The 20,307-nt window shown below is 36.1% G+C and carries 18 protein-coding genes and 2 pseudogenes; 7 read left to right on the top strand and 13 right to left on the bottom strand.

Annotated elements, in window-relative coordinates:
• Positions 1–43 precede the first annotated feature (43 nt).
• The 3 genes from VB711_RS17800 to VB711_RS17790 all read right to left on the bottom strand — a co-directional run bounded on the left by VB711_RS17800 (position 44) and on the right by VB711_RS17790 (position 2,984).
• The gene (locus VB711_RS17800) at positions 44–829 is read right to left on the bottom strand and encodes a PIG-L family deacetylase (RefSeq protein ID WP_323287536.1); all 786 of its coding nucleotides are present in this window, start codon (positions 827–829) and stop codon (positions 44–46) included.
• Positions 830–1,074: 245 nt separating this feature from the next.
• A complete protein-coding gene (locus VB711_RS17795; protein ID WP_323287534.1) occupies positions 1,075–2,439 on the bottom strand; it encodes a folate/biopterin family MFS transporter in 1,365 nt (454 codons plus the stop codon).
• A gap of 356 nt (positions 2,440–2,795) precedes the next feature.
• Positions 2,796–2,984, bottom strand: a complete 189-nt coding sequence (locus VB711_RS17790; protein ID WP_323287533.1) for a hypothetical protein — start codon at positions 2,982–2,984, stop codon at positions 2,796–2,798.
• Positions 2,985–3,495: 511 nt separating this feature from the next.
• On the opposite strand from VB711_RS17790, the gene xth reads away from it, so the two are divergent.
• Together xth and VB711_RS17780 are read left to right on the top strand one after the other, a co-directional pair.
• On the top strand, positions 3,496–4,278 hold the full coding sequence (xth, locus tag VB711_RS17785; RefSeq protein WP_323287532.1) for an exodeoxyribonuclease III: 783 nt from the start codon (positions 3,496–3,498) through the stop codon (positions 4,276–4,278).
• Positions 4,279–4,315: 37 nt separating this feature from the next.
• On the top strand, positions 4,316–5,407 hold the full coding sequence (locus tag VB711_RS17780; RefSeq protein WP_323287531.1) for an AAA family ATPase: 1,092 nt from the start codon (positions 4,316–4,318) through the stop codon (positions 5,405–5,407).
• A gap of 185 nt (positions 5,408–5,592) precedes the next feature.
• On the opposite strand, the gene VB711_RS17775 is transcribed toward VB711_RS17780, so the two are convergent.
• Positions 5,593–5,922, bottom strand: a complete 330-nt coding sequence (locus VB711_RS17775) for a rhodanese-like domain-containing protein (protein WP_323287548.1) — start codon at positions 5,920–5,922, stop codon at positions 5,593–5,595.
• A gap of 342 nt (positions 5,923–6,264) precedes the next feature.
• Between VB711_RS17775 and mutL the strand changes: the two genes are divergently transcribed.
• Positions 6,265–7,917 carry a DNA mismatch repair endonuclease MutL gene (gene mutL / locus VB711_RS17770; protein WP_323287530.1) on the top strand — a complete coding sequence of 551 codons (1,653 nt, stop codon included), beginning with the start codon at positions 6,265–6,267 and terminating at the stop codon, positions 7,915–7,917.
• Positions 7,918–7,940: 23 nt separating this feature from the next.
• Here the strand turns inward: mutL and VB711_RS17765 are convergent, their stop codons facing one another.
• Entirely contained in the window at positions 7,941–8,636 is a 696-nt protein-coding gene (locus VB711_RS17765; RefSeq protein WP_323287529.1) for a hypothetical protein, read from the bottom strand.
• A 2-nt stretch (positions 8,637–8,638) separates the two neighbouring features.
• Positions 8,639–9,640, bottom strand: coding sequence for an ImmA/IrrE family metallo-endopeptidase (locus VB711_RS17760; protein WP_323287528.1), 1,002 nt, complete (start codon positions 9,638–9,640; stop codon positions 8,639–8,641).
• 341 nt (positions 9,641–9,981) lie between these two features.
• Here VB711_RS17760 and VB711_RS17755 point away from each other — a divergent pair, with 341 nt between their 5' ends.
• Positions 9,982–10,890, top strand: coding sequence for a DUF2382 domain-containing protein (locus VB711_RS17755; RefSeq protein WP_323287527.1), 909 nt, complete (start codon positions 9,982–9,984; stop codon positions 10,888–10,890).
• Positions 10,891–11,070: 180 nt separating this feature from the next.
• On the top strand, positions 11,071–11,598 hold the full coding sequence (locus VB711_RS17750) for a DUF2382 domain-containing protein (RefSeq protein WP_323287525.1): 528 nt from the start codon (positions 11,071–11,073) through the stop codon (positions 11,596–11,598).
• A gap of 50 nt (positions 11,599–11,648) precedes the next feature.
• Here VB711_RS17750 and VB711_RS17745 read toward each other — a convergent pair whose 3' ends face one another.
• From VB711_RS17745 to VB711_RS17730, 4 genes and pseudogenes are all read right to left on the bottom strand, one after another.
• On the bottom strand, positions 11,649–12,836 hold the full coding sequence (locus VB711_RS17745; RefSeq protein ID WP_323287524.1) for an MFS transporter: 1,188 nt from the start codon (positions 12,834–12,836) through the stop codon (positions 11,649–11,651).
• A 275-nt stretch (positions 12,837–13,111) separates the two neighbouring features.
• Positions 13,112–13,327 (bottom strand): annotated as a pseudogene (locus VB711_RS17740) (transposase); the annotation flags it as partial.
• A 295-nt stretch (positions 13,328–13,622) separates the two neighbouring features.
• On the bottom strand, positions 13,623–14,207 hold the full coding sequence (locus tag VB711_RS17735) for a Uma2 family endonuclease (RefSeq protein WP_323287523.1): 585 nt from the start codon (positions 14,205–14,207) through the stop codon (positions 13,623–13,625).
• Positions 14,208–14,279: 72 nt separating this feature from the next.
• Complete coding sequence (locus VB711_RS17730; RefSeq protein WP_323287522.1) at positions 14,280–15,482, bottom strand: phosphoglycerate kinase; 1,203 nt, start codon at positions 15,480–15,482, stop codon at positions 14,280–14,282.
• 89 nt (positions 15,483–15,571) lie between these two features.
• Between VB711_RS17730 and VB711_RS17725 the strand changes: the two genes are divergently transcribed.
• Positions 15,572–15,964, top strand: coding sequence for a universal stress protein (locus tag VB711_RS17725; RefSeq protein ID WP_323287521.1), 393 nt, complete (start codon positions 15,572–15,574; stop codon positions 15,962–15,964).
• Between the two features lie 239 nt (positions 15,965–16,203).
• A pseudogene (locus tag VB711_RS17720) lies at positions 16,204–16,422 on the top strand (ISNCY family transposase); the annotation flags it as partial.
• A 75-nt stretch (positions 16,423–16,497) separates the two neighbouring features.
• Here the strand turns inward: VB711_RS17720 and VB711_RS17715 are convergent.
• The 3 genes from VB711_RS17715 to VB711_RS17705 all read right to left on the bottom strand — a co-directional run bounded on the left by VB711_RS17715 (position 16,498) and on the right by VB711_RS17705 (position 20,089).
• Positions 16,498–17,748, bottom strand: coding sequence for a DNA-processing protein DprA (locus VB711_RS17715; RefSeq protein ID WP_323287519.1), 1,251 nt, complete (start codon positions 17,746–17,748; stop codon positions 16,498–16,500).
• Between the two features lie 6 nt (positions 17,749–17,754).
• Positions 17,755–19,854 (bottom strand): RecQ family ATP-dependent DNA helicase, encoded by a 2,100-nt coding sequence (locus VB711_RS17710; protein ID WP_323287518.1) that lies wholly within the window; start codon positions 19,852–19,854, stop codon positions 17,755–17,757.
• A gap of 67 nt (positions 19,855–19,921) precedes the next feature.
• The gene (locus VB711_RS17705) at positions 19,922–20,089 is read right to left on the bottom strand and encodes a hypothetical protein (protein WP_323287517.1); all 168 of its coding nucleotides are present in this window, start codon (positions 20,087–20,089) and stop codon (positions 19,922–19,924) included.
• Positions 20,090–20,307: the final 218 nt, after the last annotated feature.

The raw sequence follows: 20,307 nt of genomic DNA, 5'->3' as shown, positions 1-20,307 counted from the left end.
ATTTTACTTGAGTTCAACGCTGCTTTTTCGCCAAAATTGGCTACTATTGTTTATCTTTGAAGAAGATTTCCGTTGATATTAAAAATTGCTTTATAAAACCCTTGGGTAAATTTTCAGTTTGTGAAGGATAGGCAGCGATCGCTTTATTTTTTTCTGGTTGTACTGCATTTATATCCAGACAATAAGCTGCTCTAATATCCGACAATTTCAATAAAATAAATAAAGGCGCTCTCCAGAATAACCAGATCGGATACTGTAGTATATCTAAGGTAATTCCTGCTTGAGCGATCGCTGTTTTCACCAAATCATAGGTAGCCTCATGATCTCGATGACAATCCTTATAATGTGGTACATATACTTCCCCTGGTTGATAATGTTTTAGTAGTTCAACCACCTCATTAATCGTTTCTTGTTTTTCCTCTGCTGTTAACTCTCGCAAACTTCCATCCAGCTTGTTCAGAAAATGGATATTTTCAGGTTCTACTCCCAAAATATTTAAAGCCGTCAATGATTCTTGTTTACGGATTTGGATAATTTTATTTTGATTATTGACTTGAGAATCAGAAGATCCCCTGCCATCAGTCAAAAAAGTCACAGCTACATTTATCCCTTGTTTACGCTTGAGTGCAATCATCCCACCACAACCAAAAGTTTCATCATCTTGATGGGGAGAAAAAACCATTGCTGATTTTCCGGTAAATTTTAGGGGCTTACTACCCCAACCTAGAATCCACGATGAAAGTATGCTAGAATGAATATCTTGTAGTTGATATAACCAATGCTCAGGAATCACTTCCTGTATGTTTTGTAAATGTTTTTTAATAGACATTTAGATTCCGCTAACTAATTTAATAATAAATAAAAATTTAACCTGCAAGTAGTGAATAAGCCTAACTTTTTAGACATTATTGTTTCCAGGAATTATTTATTATAGATTGTACTTATTTTATCCAGCCTATGATTAAATAATCAGGAAAGATTATTCAAAAAATAGGCCTTACAAGTAGGGTGGGCAATGCCCACCTCCATTTCATACATCAAATACTAATCCTGTACTTGCATCGTTTTTAGCAATCAGGTGTTAATGGAAGCACTGGGTAATGTTGTTATTTCAGCTTGCTTTTCTGAACTTGGCAACCAGTTGAGGAATGGTAGAGGTAAGAGGGAACTGAAGTTAGTAATTATCACCAATAACCACAGATAGTTAAAGTTGGTTTCCGTGATGTTTAACCAATACATGATTAATGCTCCAAATTCTTTAGAAACCACTCCTCCTAAGTTGAATATCGACATCAAGACGGCAAATAATGTTGCTTCTATTCCTAAAGGACAAATTCTCGCCGCTAAAACCATGACTGGCATAAATGCAATTTGCCCCATAACAGCCAGAATTAAACTATCACCTAAACTAAACCATTGGTCATTGATGCCTAGTAGTCTATTGGTGTGGGTTACTAAGAGTAACATTGTCATTCTGAATGTGATAGAGATGATAATACTCCAACCACAAATTACCCGAAAGGGAACGCCTTTTAAAAAACGCTGGAAAATCCAAATCCCAATTAACGAGGCTAGACTCGTTATTAAATAAACTCGTCCTAGAAACTCTGGTTTAAAGTGCAGTTCGTTGGTGAAGAAAAAGAAAAAAGCCGAGTCTGCACTTGGGGTAGATTGCCAGATAAAGATAAAGACCGTGGGTAGCCAAATTGCCTTTTGGGTAAAGGCTTGGCGTAGTTGCTTGACTTGATTTTGGATGCTGCGGGAGTTGGTTTGCTGATCATTTAGACTAGCTTTACTGATTGGGGTTTCAGCAATTAACCAAGCTACAAGTGAGATAATTAAGGGAAATAAAGCTGTAATCCAAAAGACTGTGCGGGTGCTGAGTTGTTCTAATAAAAATCCACTGAAGTAGGCTGTTATTAAACTTCCAAGTGCAGTAGCAGCCCAGCAAATGGATTGAAGAGATCCTACCTTTGCTAAAGATTCTGTTCTAGCTCTTTCAACTACCAAAGAATCAACTATAACATCGCTGAAAGCTATGGAAAGAGAATTAAGAGCGATCGCTATTGTCGCTCCCCAGCTAGAATGAACTATGGTGGCTAAACTTACCCATGTACAAGCCCCTAATATTCCTGATATCACTAAATAAGGACGACGACGATAGCCAAATATCGGCAAACTATCGGATACAAGTCCTAACAATGGCTTCATCATCCAAGGTAGGGCGACTATTCCCAACAATGCCGACATTTCTACTGGTGTTAGGTGCAATTCATCTTTGAGGAAAAAGCTGACTGCTAGGCGAGCTAATCCTAATATACCTTGGACAAAGTAGACAGCAAGAATGGCAATTAATTCCTTACTAGGTTCATTACCCAAGAGAATTTGTTGTGCTACTGAGTCTTTGGCTTTGGATAAGCCAGGGGGTTGAATCAGCATTTGATAAATATTCTTTAAGCTCTATCTACTTCTATATCATATCCACATTCCTGGGAACTGGGGGCAAATTTAGCCAAAAATCAAATGATTATCCAAATCAGACACCAAAAGACTTTTAACTCTGCCCCCTGTTGACTACTACAGTCTAATTAGTGCTTGCTTAATCAAACTAAAACTTAGATATATCAAGAGTTTGAAGCTTGAAAAGGTGAATCAGGTGCAAGGAATAAGCGTTGAAACTACCAAAAACTTATCACTTGACCAGATTCAATTATATTCTTCCCTTCTTCTAATTCTTCCTCCTGACTCCTGACTCCTGACTCCTAGCCCTAACCAAAAGACTTTTTCAACAAACCCTAATTAGTATTCACCGCAGGTTGGCTAATGGTTTCTCCATTACGGGTTTCCAAATTAGATATGCGACTGATGCCTAATAATGGTACTTCTTGTCGGCACGATAGGCAAAACCAATATAGTTCCCCCTGACGGACGTGACGTAGAACTGAACCACCGCAGCATGGGCAAGTGTTGGTTCTTATACTCATACCAATGTCTTCCTCTAAAAGGTTTTTTGCTTAAAACAGACAAAAAATTGTTAGTTAAAACGGAATTTTGGCAGTAGGAATGTTTTAGCTCAATATCTTGATCTTGATTTATGACTGCCGCCATTTTAAAAGGACAAAGGATTTTTACTTAATCTTTTGAAATTTAAATTAACTTAACTGACTATCATCAGATCAAATATATTTAACCCTACTGTCAAATATAATGCCCCAGTCTTCACTATAGTCAATCACCGACCACATTGTTAAACTAAAATTAATTATTCACTATTTTCATCTATCCTGGGGATCAGATAACTATTATAATATTCTGTAGTCAAGCCTACATTTTTATTTGTTTTGTATCTGTAAATACTATTTTTTTAGACAGGATCATGAAAATGTGGGTTTTTTATGGGCAGAACTCAACAAAAAGGAGATATGATGAATCATAATTAATTACAAAATTTTCAGACAATTAATCATTCTTAATTACATTATCTTTAACTAAATAATGAAAGTTGCCACTTGGAATGTTAACTCGGTTCGCACTCGTTTAGACCAGGTTATTGATTGGTTAGATCAAAATCCGGTTGATGTACTTTGTTTACAGGAAACAAAAGTTGTAGATGCTGATTTTCCGCGATCGCTCTTGGAAAATTTGGGCTATCATCTCTATATTTCAGGACAAAAATCTTATAACGGTGTAGCTTTAATTAGTCGTCAACCGCTACAAGATGTCACTATGGGTTTTAACGCAATCTTACCAGATATTCAGCCAGAATGGGATGACCAAAAGCGGGTAATTACTGGTATAATTGACGGAGTTCGCATTGTAAATCTTTATGTTCCCAACGGTTCATCAGTGGGAAGTGAGAAGTATGAATACAAGCTGGGCTGGTTAACGGTACTAAGGAAATATTTACAGGTGCTATTGTTGTCAAATCCTGCTATTTGTATGTGCGGTGACTTTAATATTGCCCTAGAAGATATAGATATTCACGACAAAGTGAAGATAGACGATCACATTATGGCATCTGAGCCAGAACGCCAGGCCTTGCGAGAAATCCTTTCACTCGGTTTTGCGGATGCCTTTCGCAAATTCAACAGTGAAGGGGGGAATTATAGTTGGTGGGATTATCGTACCGCCGCTTTTAAACGTAATTTAGGTTGGCGAATTGATCATCATTATCTCACACCGGTTTTATATAATCAAGCTCAAAGCTGTACTATTGATATCGAACCGCGTAAGTTAACCCAGCCTAGTGATCATACACCAGTGATTGTGGAATTTTAATTTTTTTACTGGATAAAATAAAAAGATAGAGGTTACAGTGATTAAGGACATTCATATTAAGAATTTTAGATGTTTTGATGATTTAAAAGTATCTGGTTTTGAAAGAATTAATTTAATTAGTGGAAAAAATAATGTTGGTAAAACTGCATTATTAGAAGCATTATTTCTCAATAGTGTTCCTAGACCAGATACTATTTTTTTATTACGGCAAGTAAGAAGAGAATCACCAAAATTAAGTAGAGCTTTACCCGAAAGGACTTGGAATAACTTCTTTTTTCAGCAAAATAAAAATAGCGAATTGATAATTGATGCTATTTTTGAAGATGGTTCTTCAAAAATAGTCGAGATATGTGTTGATGAATCTATAAAAGACTTAGAAGTAGAAGACAGCGAACAACTAAATAATAATGATCAAGAAAAGATGCTCAGTCTTTTTTCGGGGAGTCAATCTGTAGTATCTGTAATGCACATAAAAACCAGAAGTAATCATCAAAAGTCTTTTGAAACCTCAATTGCGTCAAGTGCTAAGGGTTTGTTAGCTACGGATATTAAAATTCCAGATATAAAAGATGCTTTTTTTATGCCTTCGTTTTTGAGAATTGCTAGTAGAGACTTGACAGAGGAGTTTGATAAAGCCCGTTTAAATGAAAGAGAAAATGATGTTTTAAAAGCTTTCCAAACTATTGATGATTCAATTATTGGAGTAGAAAGTTTTAGTATTGGTGAACCAAATATTTATATTAAAAGAGAAGGAGAAAGTAGGTTGCCTTTGTCATTGTTTGGTGATGCCATTAATCGGATTGCCGACCTGATTTTAAGACTTATCAACAATCAAAATTGTATTTTGCTGATTGATGAAATAGAAAATGGGATACATCATTCTAATCAAGTAGCTTTTTGGAATATTATTTACAAGTTATCTAGTGAATTAAATGTCCAGATATTTGCCACAACCCACAGTTTAGAAATGATTAAGGCTTTTATAAAAGCTGGATCAGATTATCCGAATTTATCGACTCATTTTGAATTAACAAAACACAAAAGAACTGGTAAGATAGTTGCTATAAAAAGAGATTTAGATACTTTAGATTATGGGATAAGTCATAATAAGCAGGTAAGAGGTGAGTAGCAATAAATTAATAGTAGAAAGTAAAAATGATAAATATTTTTTACAAGCAATTATCCGTTACCTCAATTTGAATATAGAATTTTATAATAAAAGAAATAATCAGCTATAATCTAAAAAAGACGCAAGAATTATTGAAGTTAATCCTGCGTCTTAATTAGGTTATTTGATTGCCAAAGTGATGATATCTAGACTCCTTCAGTAGCACCACCAATAGTTTTCCAGGCTTGAAGACCACCGTGAATTTCACTAACATCAGCAAAACCCTGAGCTTTTAAAATTTCTACTGCTTGGGTTGCTTGTGTATCATAGTCACTATAAACGCAGATGTGGCGTTGCTTATGTAGGGCAGATGTAGCGCGGGATGCCAAATCACTTAAAGGTATAGAGATAGCCCCAGTGATGTGGCCGTGATTGTAGGTAGAGCGATCGCGCACATCTATAATTGTCAAAGCGGGTTGACCCCATTCAAGACGAGACTTGAGATCATGAACATCAGCCAATAAACTACTATTCATCATATTATTCTCGCGGATTACCTATTCTGCAATCTATCAAAGATCCTTATTTAATTGTCGTTTCTTCACAATTAATCAAAAATTCTGTTAATTATTTGATTTTTTGTCCAATAGACTACACTCTAATCTACTGTTGGGTTTTTGATCATTAGGATTTATGCACAAGTTATAAGAATATCGAACCGCAGAGGACGCAGAGGACACGGAGGAATAAGAGTTTGAGAGGTTTTTTGCGTAAGTTCTATAATCTTATCAAGGTCAGATTTTTAATTGCTGATATGGGCTTTGTCAGTTGCATGAGAAGATACTGTTCTCTGTTCTCTGTTCGTTGTTCCCTGCTATATGGCATCTACTATTCAAACCTTACCAACAGAAGTTGTATATTTAATTACGGCTGGAGAAGTAATTGACTCTTTAGCCTCCGTAGTCCGGGAATTGGTGGAAAATTCCCTCGATGCTGGTGCAACACGCATTGTCATATCTCTTTGGCCGCAGCAATGGCAAGTTCATGTCGCTGATAATGGGGTGGGAATAAACCTTGAGGACTTGCAACAAGCGGCAACAACCCATAGTACAAGTAAAATTAGCTCCCGTGCTGATTTGTGGAAAATTAGTAGTTTAGGCTTTCGTGGCGAGGCATTACATAGTTTAACAACTTTGGCAGATTTGCAAATTTTAAGCCGTCCTGCCGATGCTAACGTTGGCTGGTGCGTTGATTATAGTCATAGTGGAGAAGTCAGACAAGTAGAAGCAACAGCGATCGCTCCTGGTACAGTAGTTAAAGTTGCTAATTTATTCGCCAATTGCCCCCCTCGTCGTCAAGGTTTACCGACCCCAGGGCAGCAAATGAAAGCCGTACAGGGGATAATTCAACAAATTGCCCTCTGTCACCCCCAAGTTACTTACCAAGTTTGGCAGAATGAACGAGAATGGTTTACTATCTGTCCGGCTGCTACGGTGAGACAACTCATACCCCAAATTCTCCCCCAAGTGCGAGAGAGTGATTTACAAGAATTGCAATTAGAACTTCCCGATTCTGCATCAAAAATCAGTTTAGTTGTAGGATTGCCAGATCGTTGTCATCGCCACCGTCCTGATTGGGTGCGGGTGGGGATTAATGGTAGAATGATTAAGTTGCCGGAGTTAGAGCAGAGTATTTTATCAGCATTTCATAGAACATTACCGCGCGATCGCTATCCAGTTTGTTTTCTCCACTTAAATATATCCCCCGACCAAATCAACTGGAACCGCAACCCCGCTAAAACAGAAATTTACCTCAATGAACTAGATTATTGGCAAGAACAAATCACTGTCGCTATTAACCAAGCACTCCGCATTTCTGAAACCAATATTAAAGAATCTGTACATACAACGCGAGTTAGTAAATTAATCAAAGCCGCAGAACAAAAAGGTAATTACAACTTCAATTCTAAAAATTCTGATCAAGAAACAAACCATTCCCTCAAAGCCGTCGCTCAAGTTAGCAATACTTATATTGTCGCAGAACATCCGGGAGGAATGTGGTTAGTAGAACAGCACATTGCCCATGAACGAGTTTTATATGAACAATTATTAGATAATTGGCAACTTATCCCCATTGAACCTCCAATTATTCTCTATCAATTGTCCCCAAACCAAGTTACCCAATTACAACGCATTGGTTTAGATATAGAACCATTTGGTGAGCAACTTTGGGCAGTGCGGAACATTCCTATTATGTTACAGCAACGTCAAGATCATGCCGAAGCAATTTTAGAATTGAGTTGGGGAGGAGACTTACAAACAGCCCAAGTAGCTGTTGCTTGTCGCAGTGCTATTCGTAATGGTACACCCATGACTTTGCCAGAAATGCAAACATTACTAAATAATTGGCAACGTACCCGCAATCCCCGTACTTGTCCCCACGGAAGACCTATTTATTTATCACTAGAAGAATCAACTTTATCTCGGTTTTTCCGTCGTCATTGGGTTATCGGTAAAAGTCACGGTATTTAAAGAGAATAGACATTAAAAGTTTATTAGTTAGGATAAGGATAAAGTAATTTACCAGTTTCTTGTTTTAACCTGATAATTTCGCTTTTCAAATTTTCTTTAACTATCTCCTCTGGGTATTGTACACTATAACCAAATATAAATTCTATATTCCTATCACAATCTCTAATAGGGTAAATTTTAGCTTGTATTACATCAAAACCACATACTTCAATATTTTTTAAAATCAACTGTTCCAAACACCAGATTTTACCCTCAAGATGTTCAATAACATTAGTCAAACTAGAATTAGTTAAAGCCCTTAAACAACGTTTATCCCCTGTTAATAAATAATTATTATCATTTTGTTGATTCAGATAGCAAATATGACTAATTAAAATTGCTTCTCCTTTGTCAATAGGATTATGTTTGTCGTTACTAATTTTAGTATAATTTAATAATTGACCATAAATATTAATATCAATTACTAAATTGTCTAATTCAGAAATAGTTGGATAATTTTCAGTAATTTGTAAAGCTTTTTGTATATTATATTTAAAACTATTAGTTGCTTTATTGCCTCTTTTGCGTTTAATTTCTGCACCGACTTTATATTTAAAACTATCAAGTATTTTAATTTGAGTTGGATAAATACCAAAGGTTCTAAAGGTGTAATCAAAGAGATTATAAGTAGCTAATTTAAGAATGATATCATTATCTAAACAGTAAAATGACCCTGACAAGATTAAACTCCTAAAACTTTTTCTAAATACTCATAGTTTTCATCGTTAAATCTATCCCAATCTAATCTATCAGCTAAATATTCATTAATAATTTGTTGACCATTAGCTAAGGGATCTAATTTATTTAAAGCAGACATCGCTAAGGGAAAATATTGTTTATTATGCCATCCATAGTTAAGAATTAGTGCATCTGCTTCAACTCTTGGATGTTTAACAATTATTTCGTTAACAACATAATTACTAAATTTATCAGTGTTTTGAAATCGCTTATTTTCTAAACAATTATCGCAGTCATGTAATAATAACTGAGCAGCAAATTGATTTGCTTGATTTTCTTCATCATTATTACAATCAAATTCAATTTGTTCATCAACCAAAATTAAAACACCTTCTTTTAGGTGTCCTAATGCTAAATGACCTAATTCATGTGCCAAGTTAAAAGCTAATCTAGCAGAGTGTGTAGGTTTTGAACTGAGAATAATTACAGGACGAGAAAATTGCAATTGAATTAACCCTGCAAACTTTTTAGTATTTTTAGGGAAATGATGAAAATAACCAATAACTATTCCCTTACTCCAACAATATTCAAGTAAGGAAATTAAATTAACTTTTGGATAATTTTTTAAAATCTCTGTTCTAATTTCTTCAACATTTGTAGGTAAGGATGTAACATTAACATCTGTCCCACAAGCGATTAATTCAGCTACTCGACTAGCTAAAGCTTGAGCAACATAAGGATAATCATTATTTTGGCTATTATGCTGCTTAAATTTGGTAGCAGGAGGAGTATTAAACTTGATTTTTTCTTCTGGTACTAACAAGGATTTTAAATCAAGGTTAAGGTTATCAGCAATATAACCAGCACCTTCTAGCACAGCAAAGTGCTTATTATTGAGTTCATCATTCCACCAACTTGGTAAACCGTTTTCTCTCACATAGTCCTGGTTCAAGCCAATGGAGGAAAGTTTAGCATAGAGGTAAGACATGGTAAGTGTTTCTGTCATTGTCTTATCCTCCTTTGTTGATGTTAAAAATTAAAGCTTTATCTTAGTTTTAGTCTGTTATTAGTATCTTAACCTCCATTATAAATCCTTTTAGACAATTTTTAACATAATTTTATCAAAAGCCTGTAATTACCCAGCTATGTAAATAATGTTCAGTTACTCAAAATATATATGATAGATCCGTATTTCTTTATACTCTTATTTTTCAAAGAGAGCATAACCTATTCCTTTTGATAACTTTTGATTGAGTAAATTCAGTCATGAGTAAGAGGGATATCAGGTAATAAAAACATAACATTGTGATTAAGAAATAATATAAAATAGCTTTGAGGGTGAATCTAATGGTTCTTTACAAACTACAAGATTTCGAGCCTAACTACCGCGAGACTTTTGAAGGTAAAGATATTAAAGGTTCGGGAGTATATAGAGAAGGAACAGATGAAAAAATTGGTACAGTCAATGATGTTTTAGTGGATGAAGAAGGTCATTTTCGCTATTTAGTAGTTGATTTAGGCTTCTGGATTTTTGGTAAAAAAGTATTGCTACCAATTGGACGCACCCACATTGACACTCCTAGCGATCGCGTTTATGTTATTGGTTTAACAAGGGAGCAAGCTGAAAATTTACCTGAGTTTAACGAAGACCTCATTTTAAATCATGATTACGAGGAACGAGTGCGGGGAATTTACCGGAGTTCAGGACGTACCTCAACTGTTGAAACATCAACACCTGTGGAATCTTCTACACCTCTAGAATCACCAGGAAGAGTAGCAACAACCGCTCGACCAACAACAACACCAACTTACAGTAGAGATACCTATAGCTACGAAAATGAGCCTGAGTTGTTTGGTTTAAATGATCGAAATCATCAAACTTTAAAATTGTACCAAGAAAGGCTAATTGCTAATAAACATCGTCGCAAAGTAGGAGAAGTAGCTGTTGGTAAACACGTGGAAACGGAAACCGCAAGAGTTAGTGTACCAACAGAAAGAGAACACGTAGTAATTGAACGTGTTACTCCTGAAGATGCAGGTAGAACCGTTCCTGCTAGTGAAGCTAACTTCCGCGAAGGTGAAGTTGCACGGATGGAAATTTACGAAGAAACTCCAGAAATTCGCAAAGAAGCATTTGTTCGTGAAGAAGTTAGAGTCAAAAAAGTTGTAGAACAAGAAACAGTTGAGTCTCAACAAACAATACGTCGTGAAGAGTTAGATGTCAATGCTCCTAATTTGCCAATTGAAGAAAGATAAAATCAAATAGAAAATGAACTGCATTCGCGTAGCGTCCCATAGGGATAGGGGCAAAGGACGCGAAGAAATAACAGATTAAACAGTTTCTCTCACTAATTCGTAATTCCTGAAAATATCTGCCGATAATAATTGGGAATTACGAATCATCAATAATCTTTGGAATAACACACAATAAATTATATGTCTGAATATTTAATTAGGGAAACATCTGGGGATGAAAAACAAGTTATTAGCTGTGTTAATTCAGCCAATCTCGCAGAAATTACCCAAGAAGAAATTATTCCTCTTTTAGAAGAAAGATTAATCGTTAATGCTGGTAAAAAGAAAGTAGGGGAAGTAATTGTTCGCAAAGAAATTGAAATACAGATGATCGAAGTTCCTGTGAAAAGAGAAAAATTGATCGTTGAACAAGTTAGCCCAGAACACCGACAACTGGCAGAAATTGATTTAGGTCAAGGGGAGATTTCTGGGGTTGAATTAACTAACGGTGAAAAATTACAATCTGCCAATTTTAACGGTGGTTTAATGGTGAGTGGTGAATTTAGTTCACCAAAAGTTGCTAGTTTACTTTTAAATGCGATCGCTCTAGAAAAACATCATGGATGTCACAAGGTTAAAATAGCAGTTTTGGTAGAAAATGAATCACAAAAACAAAAGTATCAAGAATGGTTTAATCGTTGTTCTCAAGGTGAAAAACCACAACGATAAAAATAGTTTTTTACTCCTACTTTAGAAAAGAATAAAATCACTTGTCACTGCTAATTTAAATTAACTTGTGGCATATATTGTCTGCGTTTATTTATTGCCAAGAATAAAACCAAAAATGTCAGCATCCCTGCTAAATATAAAGGATAACCATAGGTAACAGGATTAGATTGTTTGACTATCATTCCAGCAATCACCGGACCAATACCGTTAGAAATGCTTAAATAAGAGGCATTTAAGCCCATAGCAGTTCCTTGTTCTTGTGGTTCGGCATTGAGAGAAATCAAAGTGGTAATCATGGGTTGCACTAAAGAATTGAAAACGGAAAATAATATGCTGACAATCACAAAATAAGTGATAGTTGGCCAAATGGGCATTAAAACAAAAGATAAACTGCGGAAAAATAACCCTAAAAATAATATATACACTACATTAAATTTGCGGTTGAGAATAGACACACCCCAGGTTTGCATAATTACGGCTAGAACACCAAATAGTAAAAACATCAATGTTAAGGACTGACTCGTTTGATTTAAAACTCGAATAAAATATGGTTGAAAAGCATAAGTAAACATCGTAAATGTTGTACCAGTGAAAAAATTTATTATTACTAAAATACCTACTCCTGGTATAGTTAAACCTGTGATTAAATTTCCTAAACCTAAATCAAATATATTACTTGATTTTACTGCTTTATTCTTTAAAGTTTCTGGTAAAAAGAAGGTGGTCATTAACAAAGCTATCAGAGCAATTCCAGCAGAAACTAAAAAGGCAGTTCCTAAAGAAATTTGCTGTGCTAATAAACTGGTAGCCGGTCCTAATACAAAGCCTAAACCCATTGCTGCTCCATAAATTCCAAACCCCTGAGCGCGATTTTTAGTGCTGGTAATATCCGAAATAATTGCCTGAGCGACTGACATATTACCACCAGTAATGCCATCCATGAATCTTGCTAAAAACAGAAAAAATGCCGTAGTTGCATTTCCAGCGATTAAGTTAGCAATTACAGTTCCAGTTAAACTGACGATCAATAAAGGTTTACGTCCAAAGCGATCAGAAAGTTTGCCAATTATCGGAGTTGCAAAAAACTGAGCAATGGAGTAAGTCGAAAATAATAAACTGGTTTGAAAATCACTTAGACCAAATTCTTTCCCATAAAGATAAATAATAGGAATTAAAATTGTAAAGCTGAGGGAATTAATAAAGGCAATTAAGGCAATAATCCAAAAATGGCGATTCATCTCTAAAAACCTCATGTTTAAACCCCATATATACTAACAGTAAAGGGTAATAGGGAACAGAAAACCAGTTATCTAATTAATTCTGTCTCATTACAAAAAAAGGAACAGATGAAAAACTAAAGTTTCGGAGTTTAAGAGGATGTTTGAAAAGTATCAGAGTTAATCGAGATACCCCAACTCCCCTTTTTAAAGGGGGATTTAGGGTGATCTGGGGGTGTCATATTCCACACGAAAAAGTTTTAGAGGGTGTTTGAAAAGTTTTGAGGAGTCAAAATTTATGCTAATCGCCTGAGCATGATACGGATCATAACTAGATAGATAAAAGTCTCAGAGGTTTCAGGTAATAACTCGTAGTCTCTGACTAACCGACGACAACCCTAACGCCTTCAGCGACGCTACGCGAACAGCCAGCCAAAAGTACGTTCTACAACCCATCGCTTTTTGAGTACCACAAAACTTTTAGTTTGCTGGGGTCGTAGCACTACCTGAACAATCCAACGGCAAACGTCCATCACCCACCGTCAGCCCAAATAGTCGTCAATCGAGAAACTTGAGTGCCCATATCTTTGACACGCTTGAGTGCTTGTTTAGCCCTTGCTCGCTCTGGCATCTTATACTAAACGCGGTTTAATCATTTGATTCTGTGGGTAAGGATTTAGCATTGCTAAATCCCTACAAATCTGGGTTTTTCGTAATTTTGGAAAAGTCCATGTCCCAACCGTTTTTAGTATAGCTACCGTGTACACTTTGACCTTTTATATCGTAAGTAATTATCCGAATTTAATATTATTCTTTGTCCTCAAAATTAACATCTTGATAAATGTCAACTAAACTAATTTCAAAATCCAAATGCTGTAACTTTACAATATCATCTTCAGATTTATATTCTCTAAAAATCCATTCTCCCTCATTAGTTTTGCTATAGTGCATTACTTGATATTGATTTTGTTCCACTAAAACATATTCTTTAAATTGAGGAATGGAACGATAAAAATTAAATTTATCACCTTGATCATAATTTTTAGTTAACTTAGATAAAACTTCAATAATTAACAAAGGATTAGTAATAGTAGTATTATTTTTACCTGTATAACTAGTCTGACCATCAGTTACAATCACATCAGGATAGGTATACTTTCTATATTCAGGAATCCATAAACGTACATCTCCAATAAAAACACGATTTTGTTTTTTTCTAATAGCATATAATAAAGATGCTGCATAGTTCAGCGCAATTTGATTATGGTTTGTACTTCCACCCGTCATAGGAATTATTTCTCCATCCCGATATTCGCTTTTATAAAGTGCTTTTTCTTCTAACTCTAAATATTCTTCAGGTGTATAAGTATGCTTACGAGTTTCTACTTGCATATTATTTTCCTTAATTTAGTTAATTGCCGAGAATGAAGGACAAAGCCTAAAACTTCATCCTTCACCTTTTAATTATGCTTCATCCAAAGCTGCAATACCGGGTAATACCTTACCTTCCAACAACTCCAAACTAGCACCACCACCAGTAGAAATGTGGCTCATTTGATCAGCTAAACCAACCTTTTCTACAGCCGCTACAGAGTCACCACCACCGATAATGGTAGTTGTGCCGGTTTTGCCAATTTCTGCTAGAGTATGGGCGATCGCTTCCGTACCCGCAGCAAATTTATCAAACTCAAACACACCCATAGGCCCATTCCAAATCACAGTCTTACAATCAGCCAAAGCCGCTTGGAACACCTTGATAGAATCGGGACCAATATCTAAACCCATACCATCAGCAGGGATATTCTCAATGCTGACAGTGGTAGCATTAGCGTCAGGGGCAAACTTATCAGCCGAGACAATATCTGTCGGTAGTAACAAAGCCACACCGCGTTCTTTAGCCTTAGCTTCCAAAGCCTTCGCCAATTCCAGCTTATCTTCTTCTACCAAAGACTTACCAACACTCAAACCACGGGCTTTGTAGAATGTAAAAATCATCCCACCACCAATGATCAGCTTGTCGCACTTCTCCAACAGAGTTTCAATTACGCCGATTTTGCTGGAAACCTTAGAACCGCCGATAATAGCCGCCAAAGGACGCTTAGGTTCTTCAATAGCACTTTGTAAGTATTGCAATTCCTTCTCCACCAAATATCCAGCCACAGAAGGACTCAGATATTTAGTCACACCTTCAGTAGAAGCATGGGCGCGGTGGGCAGTACCAAAAGCATCATTTACATAAAAATCAGCATTAGCAGCTAACTTTTGGGCAAATTCAGGATTATTTTTCTCTTCTTCTGGATAAAAACGGACATTTTCTAACAACAGCACCTGGCCATTTGCCAACGCGCCAACCTTAGCTGCCACATCATCACCAATACAGTCATCAGTTTTAACGACTTCTTGCCCCAACAACTCAGAGAGACGTTTAGCAACAGGAGTGAGACGCAATTTCTCATCTACACCCTTGGGACGACCGAAATGGCTGGCTAAAATCACCTTAGCGCCCTTTTTGGTCAAATCTTGGATAGTTGGCAGCGCGGCGCGAATGCGAGTATCGTCAGTAATGTTGCCTTGATCATCCACAGGAACGTTGAAATCAACCCTTACTAAGGCACGTTTACCAGAAATATCCGCCGCAGATAAACTTGCTAAACTTTTTTTGGACACAGCTAAATCCTCCTGATTGCCTTTTTGTTATTGTTTTGAAAGTATAACCATCCAGATTTTACCGGACTCAGGCCTGTAGAGGTGATTTTATGTTTAAGACTGTTCTATTTCCCATTGATCATAGTCGGGAAGCCAGGGAAGCCGCCGATGTGGTGGCTAACCTAGTTCAACTGTATCAAAGTCGTTTGGTAATCCTGTCGGTAGTTGAAGAAGCCAGTACCGATCCCATGCTGTCACCAGAAATAGTTGCTAAGTTGTTAGCAAATGCCCAAACTTTATTTTCTCAGCAGGGAATTAACGCTGAAGTTCTAGAAAGACAAGGTAAAGTAGCCTTTACCATCTGCGATGTTGCCGATGAAATCGAGGCTAGTTTAATTATTATGGGCTGTCGGGGATTAGGCTTAACCGATGAAGGTGCAACCGATAGCGTGACAACACGGGTAATTAATCTTTCCCCTTGTCCAGTCTTGATTGTCCCTTAGTATATACAAAATAGCGGAATCATTTGATTTTACGTGTATACACAAGTCTTATCAAGTTCCCTAACAGCGTTTAGATTCCCCCTAACCCACCTTGAGAAAGGAGGAGATTTTCTTAAATTCCCCCTTGAAAATGGGGATTTAGGGCGATAAAATCACAGTAGCCTTCAAAAAGTGGGCTAGGGGGGGATCTAAAGATTTTGGATATATAACTAATGACTGTTAAAACATCCTCTTACAGATCATGGTTAAACAAGAATCATCAAAACAAGTATGGTTATGCTGCAACCCTTTTAGGGGATGACTTGTATTGTCACCAACCTATTTGTGAACTAGCTCTAAAACAAGGTTATAATTTTATTTTTGTTTGTCTGGAAACATCACATAAAACTTTGTATGAATGGCTAGAATTTTTAGAAAGGAGTGGAGAAGTTACAACCATTGAAAAGAAACCATGGGATTGATACAAGGTTTCTACTTAAATTAAGAGAATTTTATCTTATTTTTTTCAAAATGAGAATTGCTGTATTATCGAACTATAACAAAGAAAGTTGAGTATCTGCGTGATTAACCACATAAGCAACTCGCTTTTCTATTTTTGTTTTTATTACTTTTCCTTCATTTATAGCTCTTACTAACCAATCTTCCATCTGTACTTTTCTCACTTGTAGAGAGTCCGCAAGAGATTTTGCATCCTGGGGTTGCTGTAAATGATTGAGAATTACGGGTAAAACAACGTTATAAATATCTTTAGGAATAGTTGTTAAATCTTGGGGAATATTATTAACATTTTGTTCTGGTTGTTTTGTGATTATTTCCTTTTTTACAACTTCAAAATTAGCAATAGTTTCTGTTAACATTTGTCGCAAATTACCATTTTCAACTTCTGAAGGAAACGGTTTTGCACCTTGATTATATAATTGCTGATTTCCTTCTGGTACTGGAGAGTTCATTTTTACAAATACAGGAATTTCTTTCAGCTTAGATAATGCTTCTACCGCACCAGCCCAAGTTCCACCTTTACCAAAAGTAGAATTAACAACTAAGGCATAATCTGCTAAACTATAAATATATTTATTTCGTCCCATTGCGTTACCTGTGTTAAAACCAGCATCAGGATCATAACTAGAAATTAAAGTTAATCTACCTTCTTGAATACTAGAACGATATTTACTATTTACTGCTGCTTTAGTCAAACTATCAGCTAACACACCAACAGACGTTCCTCCATGATCTAAAATACCTAACATTGATTCTTGATCTATCCCTCTCGCACCACCAGAAATAACTTGTATGTTTTGTTGAGAACAAGTTTGAGCAACTTTGCGTGTGTAATGAATAATATCCTCATCTACATCACGAGAACCTACAATTGCTAATCCCCCTAAAGATAATAATTCTGTATTTCCAACACCATAAATAATCGCTGGTGCTGAATGTTTCAATATTTGCTTAAAACGTTTGGGATATTTAGCGTCACTGCGTCCCAATATCCATAACCCGCGACTTGTCCATTTTTCCACTGCAAAACTTAACATTGCACCCCGTTGTAATAAAGCTAAAAGCCTATCAGGGTTAAGTTTATTGTTAGTTATTTTTTGTAACTGTGCTTTTGCTGTTGTTTCCAATAAATCTGCTGGACGCATTTGATTTTCTCGCAACCAATCTGTTAACGAGTTATATTCCCCTAAAGTCAGGGGTAATGGTTCTATTTGGCGATTTTGTCCAAAACTGGCACACAACAGCAAAATGGCTTGAGTATCTGGTGCTAGGATATGATTTAACATAATTTTCTAATCCGATTGACCTAATGAATTAAGAGCTAATGCTACAGGATAAACTAATCCACTTCCAGCATTACGCAAAAGTGCTGCAATGACAGTAAAAGTCCAACGGGAATCTACCATATCATCAATTAAGAATACATTACCACTCATGCCTTCCCAAGAATCAATTGCAAAAGATCCATCTAAATTATGAGCTTGTTGATAACTGTTACTCATCTTTTTTTGATACTGAGTTTGACGAATTTTGCGGACAATAGGTTTAAATGGTAAGCCTAATTTCTCCGCTACTCTTTGTGCAAAGTTAGGTACAAGTTCTGGACGATTTAAGGAAGGAACGCAAGTTACCCAAGTTGGAAAAGGTTGAAGTTGCCAACTTTGAATCATATCAAAAATAGCTTGCACCAGTGCATCATCAAAATGGTTATCTCGATATTTTCCCTGCTTGACTAATTCTCCCCAACCTGCATCACCCCATAGAGATAATGCTCTTCCTGCTTCTGCTTTTAAATTGTCTTTAATGTTTCCAGAAAACCCATAGATGTGTAATGATTCTTTAATCCACTTTTTGCGCGGTTCAATAATTTGGTTGCTCCGACGTAAATATAAAATTGCTTGATTTACAAATTCATCTGCAAAATTTTCTGGCAATAATGGCTTACCCAAACATATAGCACATTTACCACATTCTTCTGGATTTGGATCATCTAATTCTGCTGCTAAAAAAGCCATTAAACATTGTTTACTTTGCATATAATCTGCCATTCGCTGTTGTTCATGTCGGCGAATTTGGGTGAGTGCTTCAGTTTTTTGATGATCAATTTGATAGTTGACTGGGTTAGCATACCATTTAGAATCTATCTTAGTGACAGGTGTGGGAAATTCCAAAGATAGTAGTTTCAAAACTTTATTAATTTGTCCTTGAGCAAGATTGATTTGTTGTTCTATTTGGTTAACAGAAATTCCATTTTTAGCAGAATTAATTACCGCCAATACCTGTTCTGTATGTCTTTGAGCAGGAAAGGCTGTATTAATGAAGTAGTTAGTAATTTCTTCATCTTCATCACCACTTAACAGAATACCATAAGCTGTTTCTACTGCTCTACCTGCTCGTCCTACTTGCTGATAATAGTGGACAACAGAACCAGGTCTTTGGTAATGAATAACAAAACCTAAATCTGGTTTATCAAAACCCATTCCTAAAGCAGTTGTTGCTACTAATAGTTTAATTTGATTATTAAGTAATTCGTCTTCTAATGCTATGCGAACTTCAGTATCTAAATCTCCATAATAGGCTTTAGCATTAATACCTTGGGTTTTTAACCAATCAGCAACTCTTTGAGCGTCTCTTACCGTTAATGTGTAAATAATACCACTTCCAGGTAACTGAGGGAGATGTTGAGCTAACCATGCTAATCTTGCTGCTTGACTAGGAAGATAAATGTTTTGTAAACGCAAACTTTTTCTAGTTAAATCACCTCTATAAATACGAAGATTTGCTCCTAATTGAGCTTTAATATCATCAACCACTCGGTTGTTAGCTGTAGCGGTTGTAGTCAAAACCGGAATATTTTCTGGTAATGCTTGTAAAATTCTGACAATCCGGCGATAATCAGGACGAAAATCATGTCCCCAGTCAGAAATACAATGCGCTTCATCAACTACAAATAAACCAATTTTTTTAGATAATGGCAAAAGAATGTTTTCTCGAAATTCCTCATTAGCTAATCTTTCAGGGGAAATTAGTAGAATATCTACTTTATTTGCTAACAACTTTGTTTCTACAAGTCTCCAATCATCTGTATTACTAGAGTTAATTGTTTCGGCTTTTATACCAATACGTTGTGCTGCTGTGATTTGGTTTCGCATTAATGCTAAAAGAGGAGAAATCAAGAGAGTACAACCAGCACCTTGATCTCTTAATAAGCGAGTTGCTAAAAAATAAACTAGACTTTTTCCCCAACCTGTGCGTTGAACGACGAGTAACCGCGATCGCTTCAGTAGTAGTTCTTCAATAGCTTCCCATTGTCCATGACGAAAATCGGCTTTTGGGTTATTCAAAGCCTGACGGAGAAGCAATAATGCTTTTTCTTTGAGTATGGTTGTCATATATGCTGAGTAGCTATTTATTATCTGATTTTAGCATTAAGTATAACTACCACTGTTTATGTGAAGACTATTCAAGAAACCAATTTTCATCTAGAATTTGTGCTAATGAACCAATCGGAATAAGAGGGAATTTATCAAAAGCAAGTTGAGAGCGATCGCTTACTTCTAATCTAGCTTCTTGATCACAACTTTTGTACTTTCCTGAGTGGCGATCGCTCATGATTAATGCCACCATATAAAAGAGTGCTGACTTGTTAGTTCGCTCTTTTAATTCACTCTCTTTGATTTGAAAGTAAAATAAGCTACTTAAAAATAAAATTAATCAACTAAACCCCTATAGATACGTTGTCAATTACTGGAGTTCGGGTGCTATTCTGATACTCTCGGTAAGGACAGATAAAATTATGGCTCATCTGCCGTTGAAATTTACTTAAATTATAGTATAAATTTAAT

The sequence above is a fragment of the Cronbergia sp. UHCC 0137 genome, assembly GCF_034932285.1.
Classification (GTDB): Bacteria; Cyanobacteriota; Cyanobacteriia; order Cyanobacteriales; family Nostocaceae; genus Cronbergia.
This window is presented reverse-complemented; position numbering and strand designations above follow the sequence as displayed.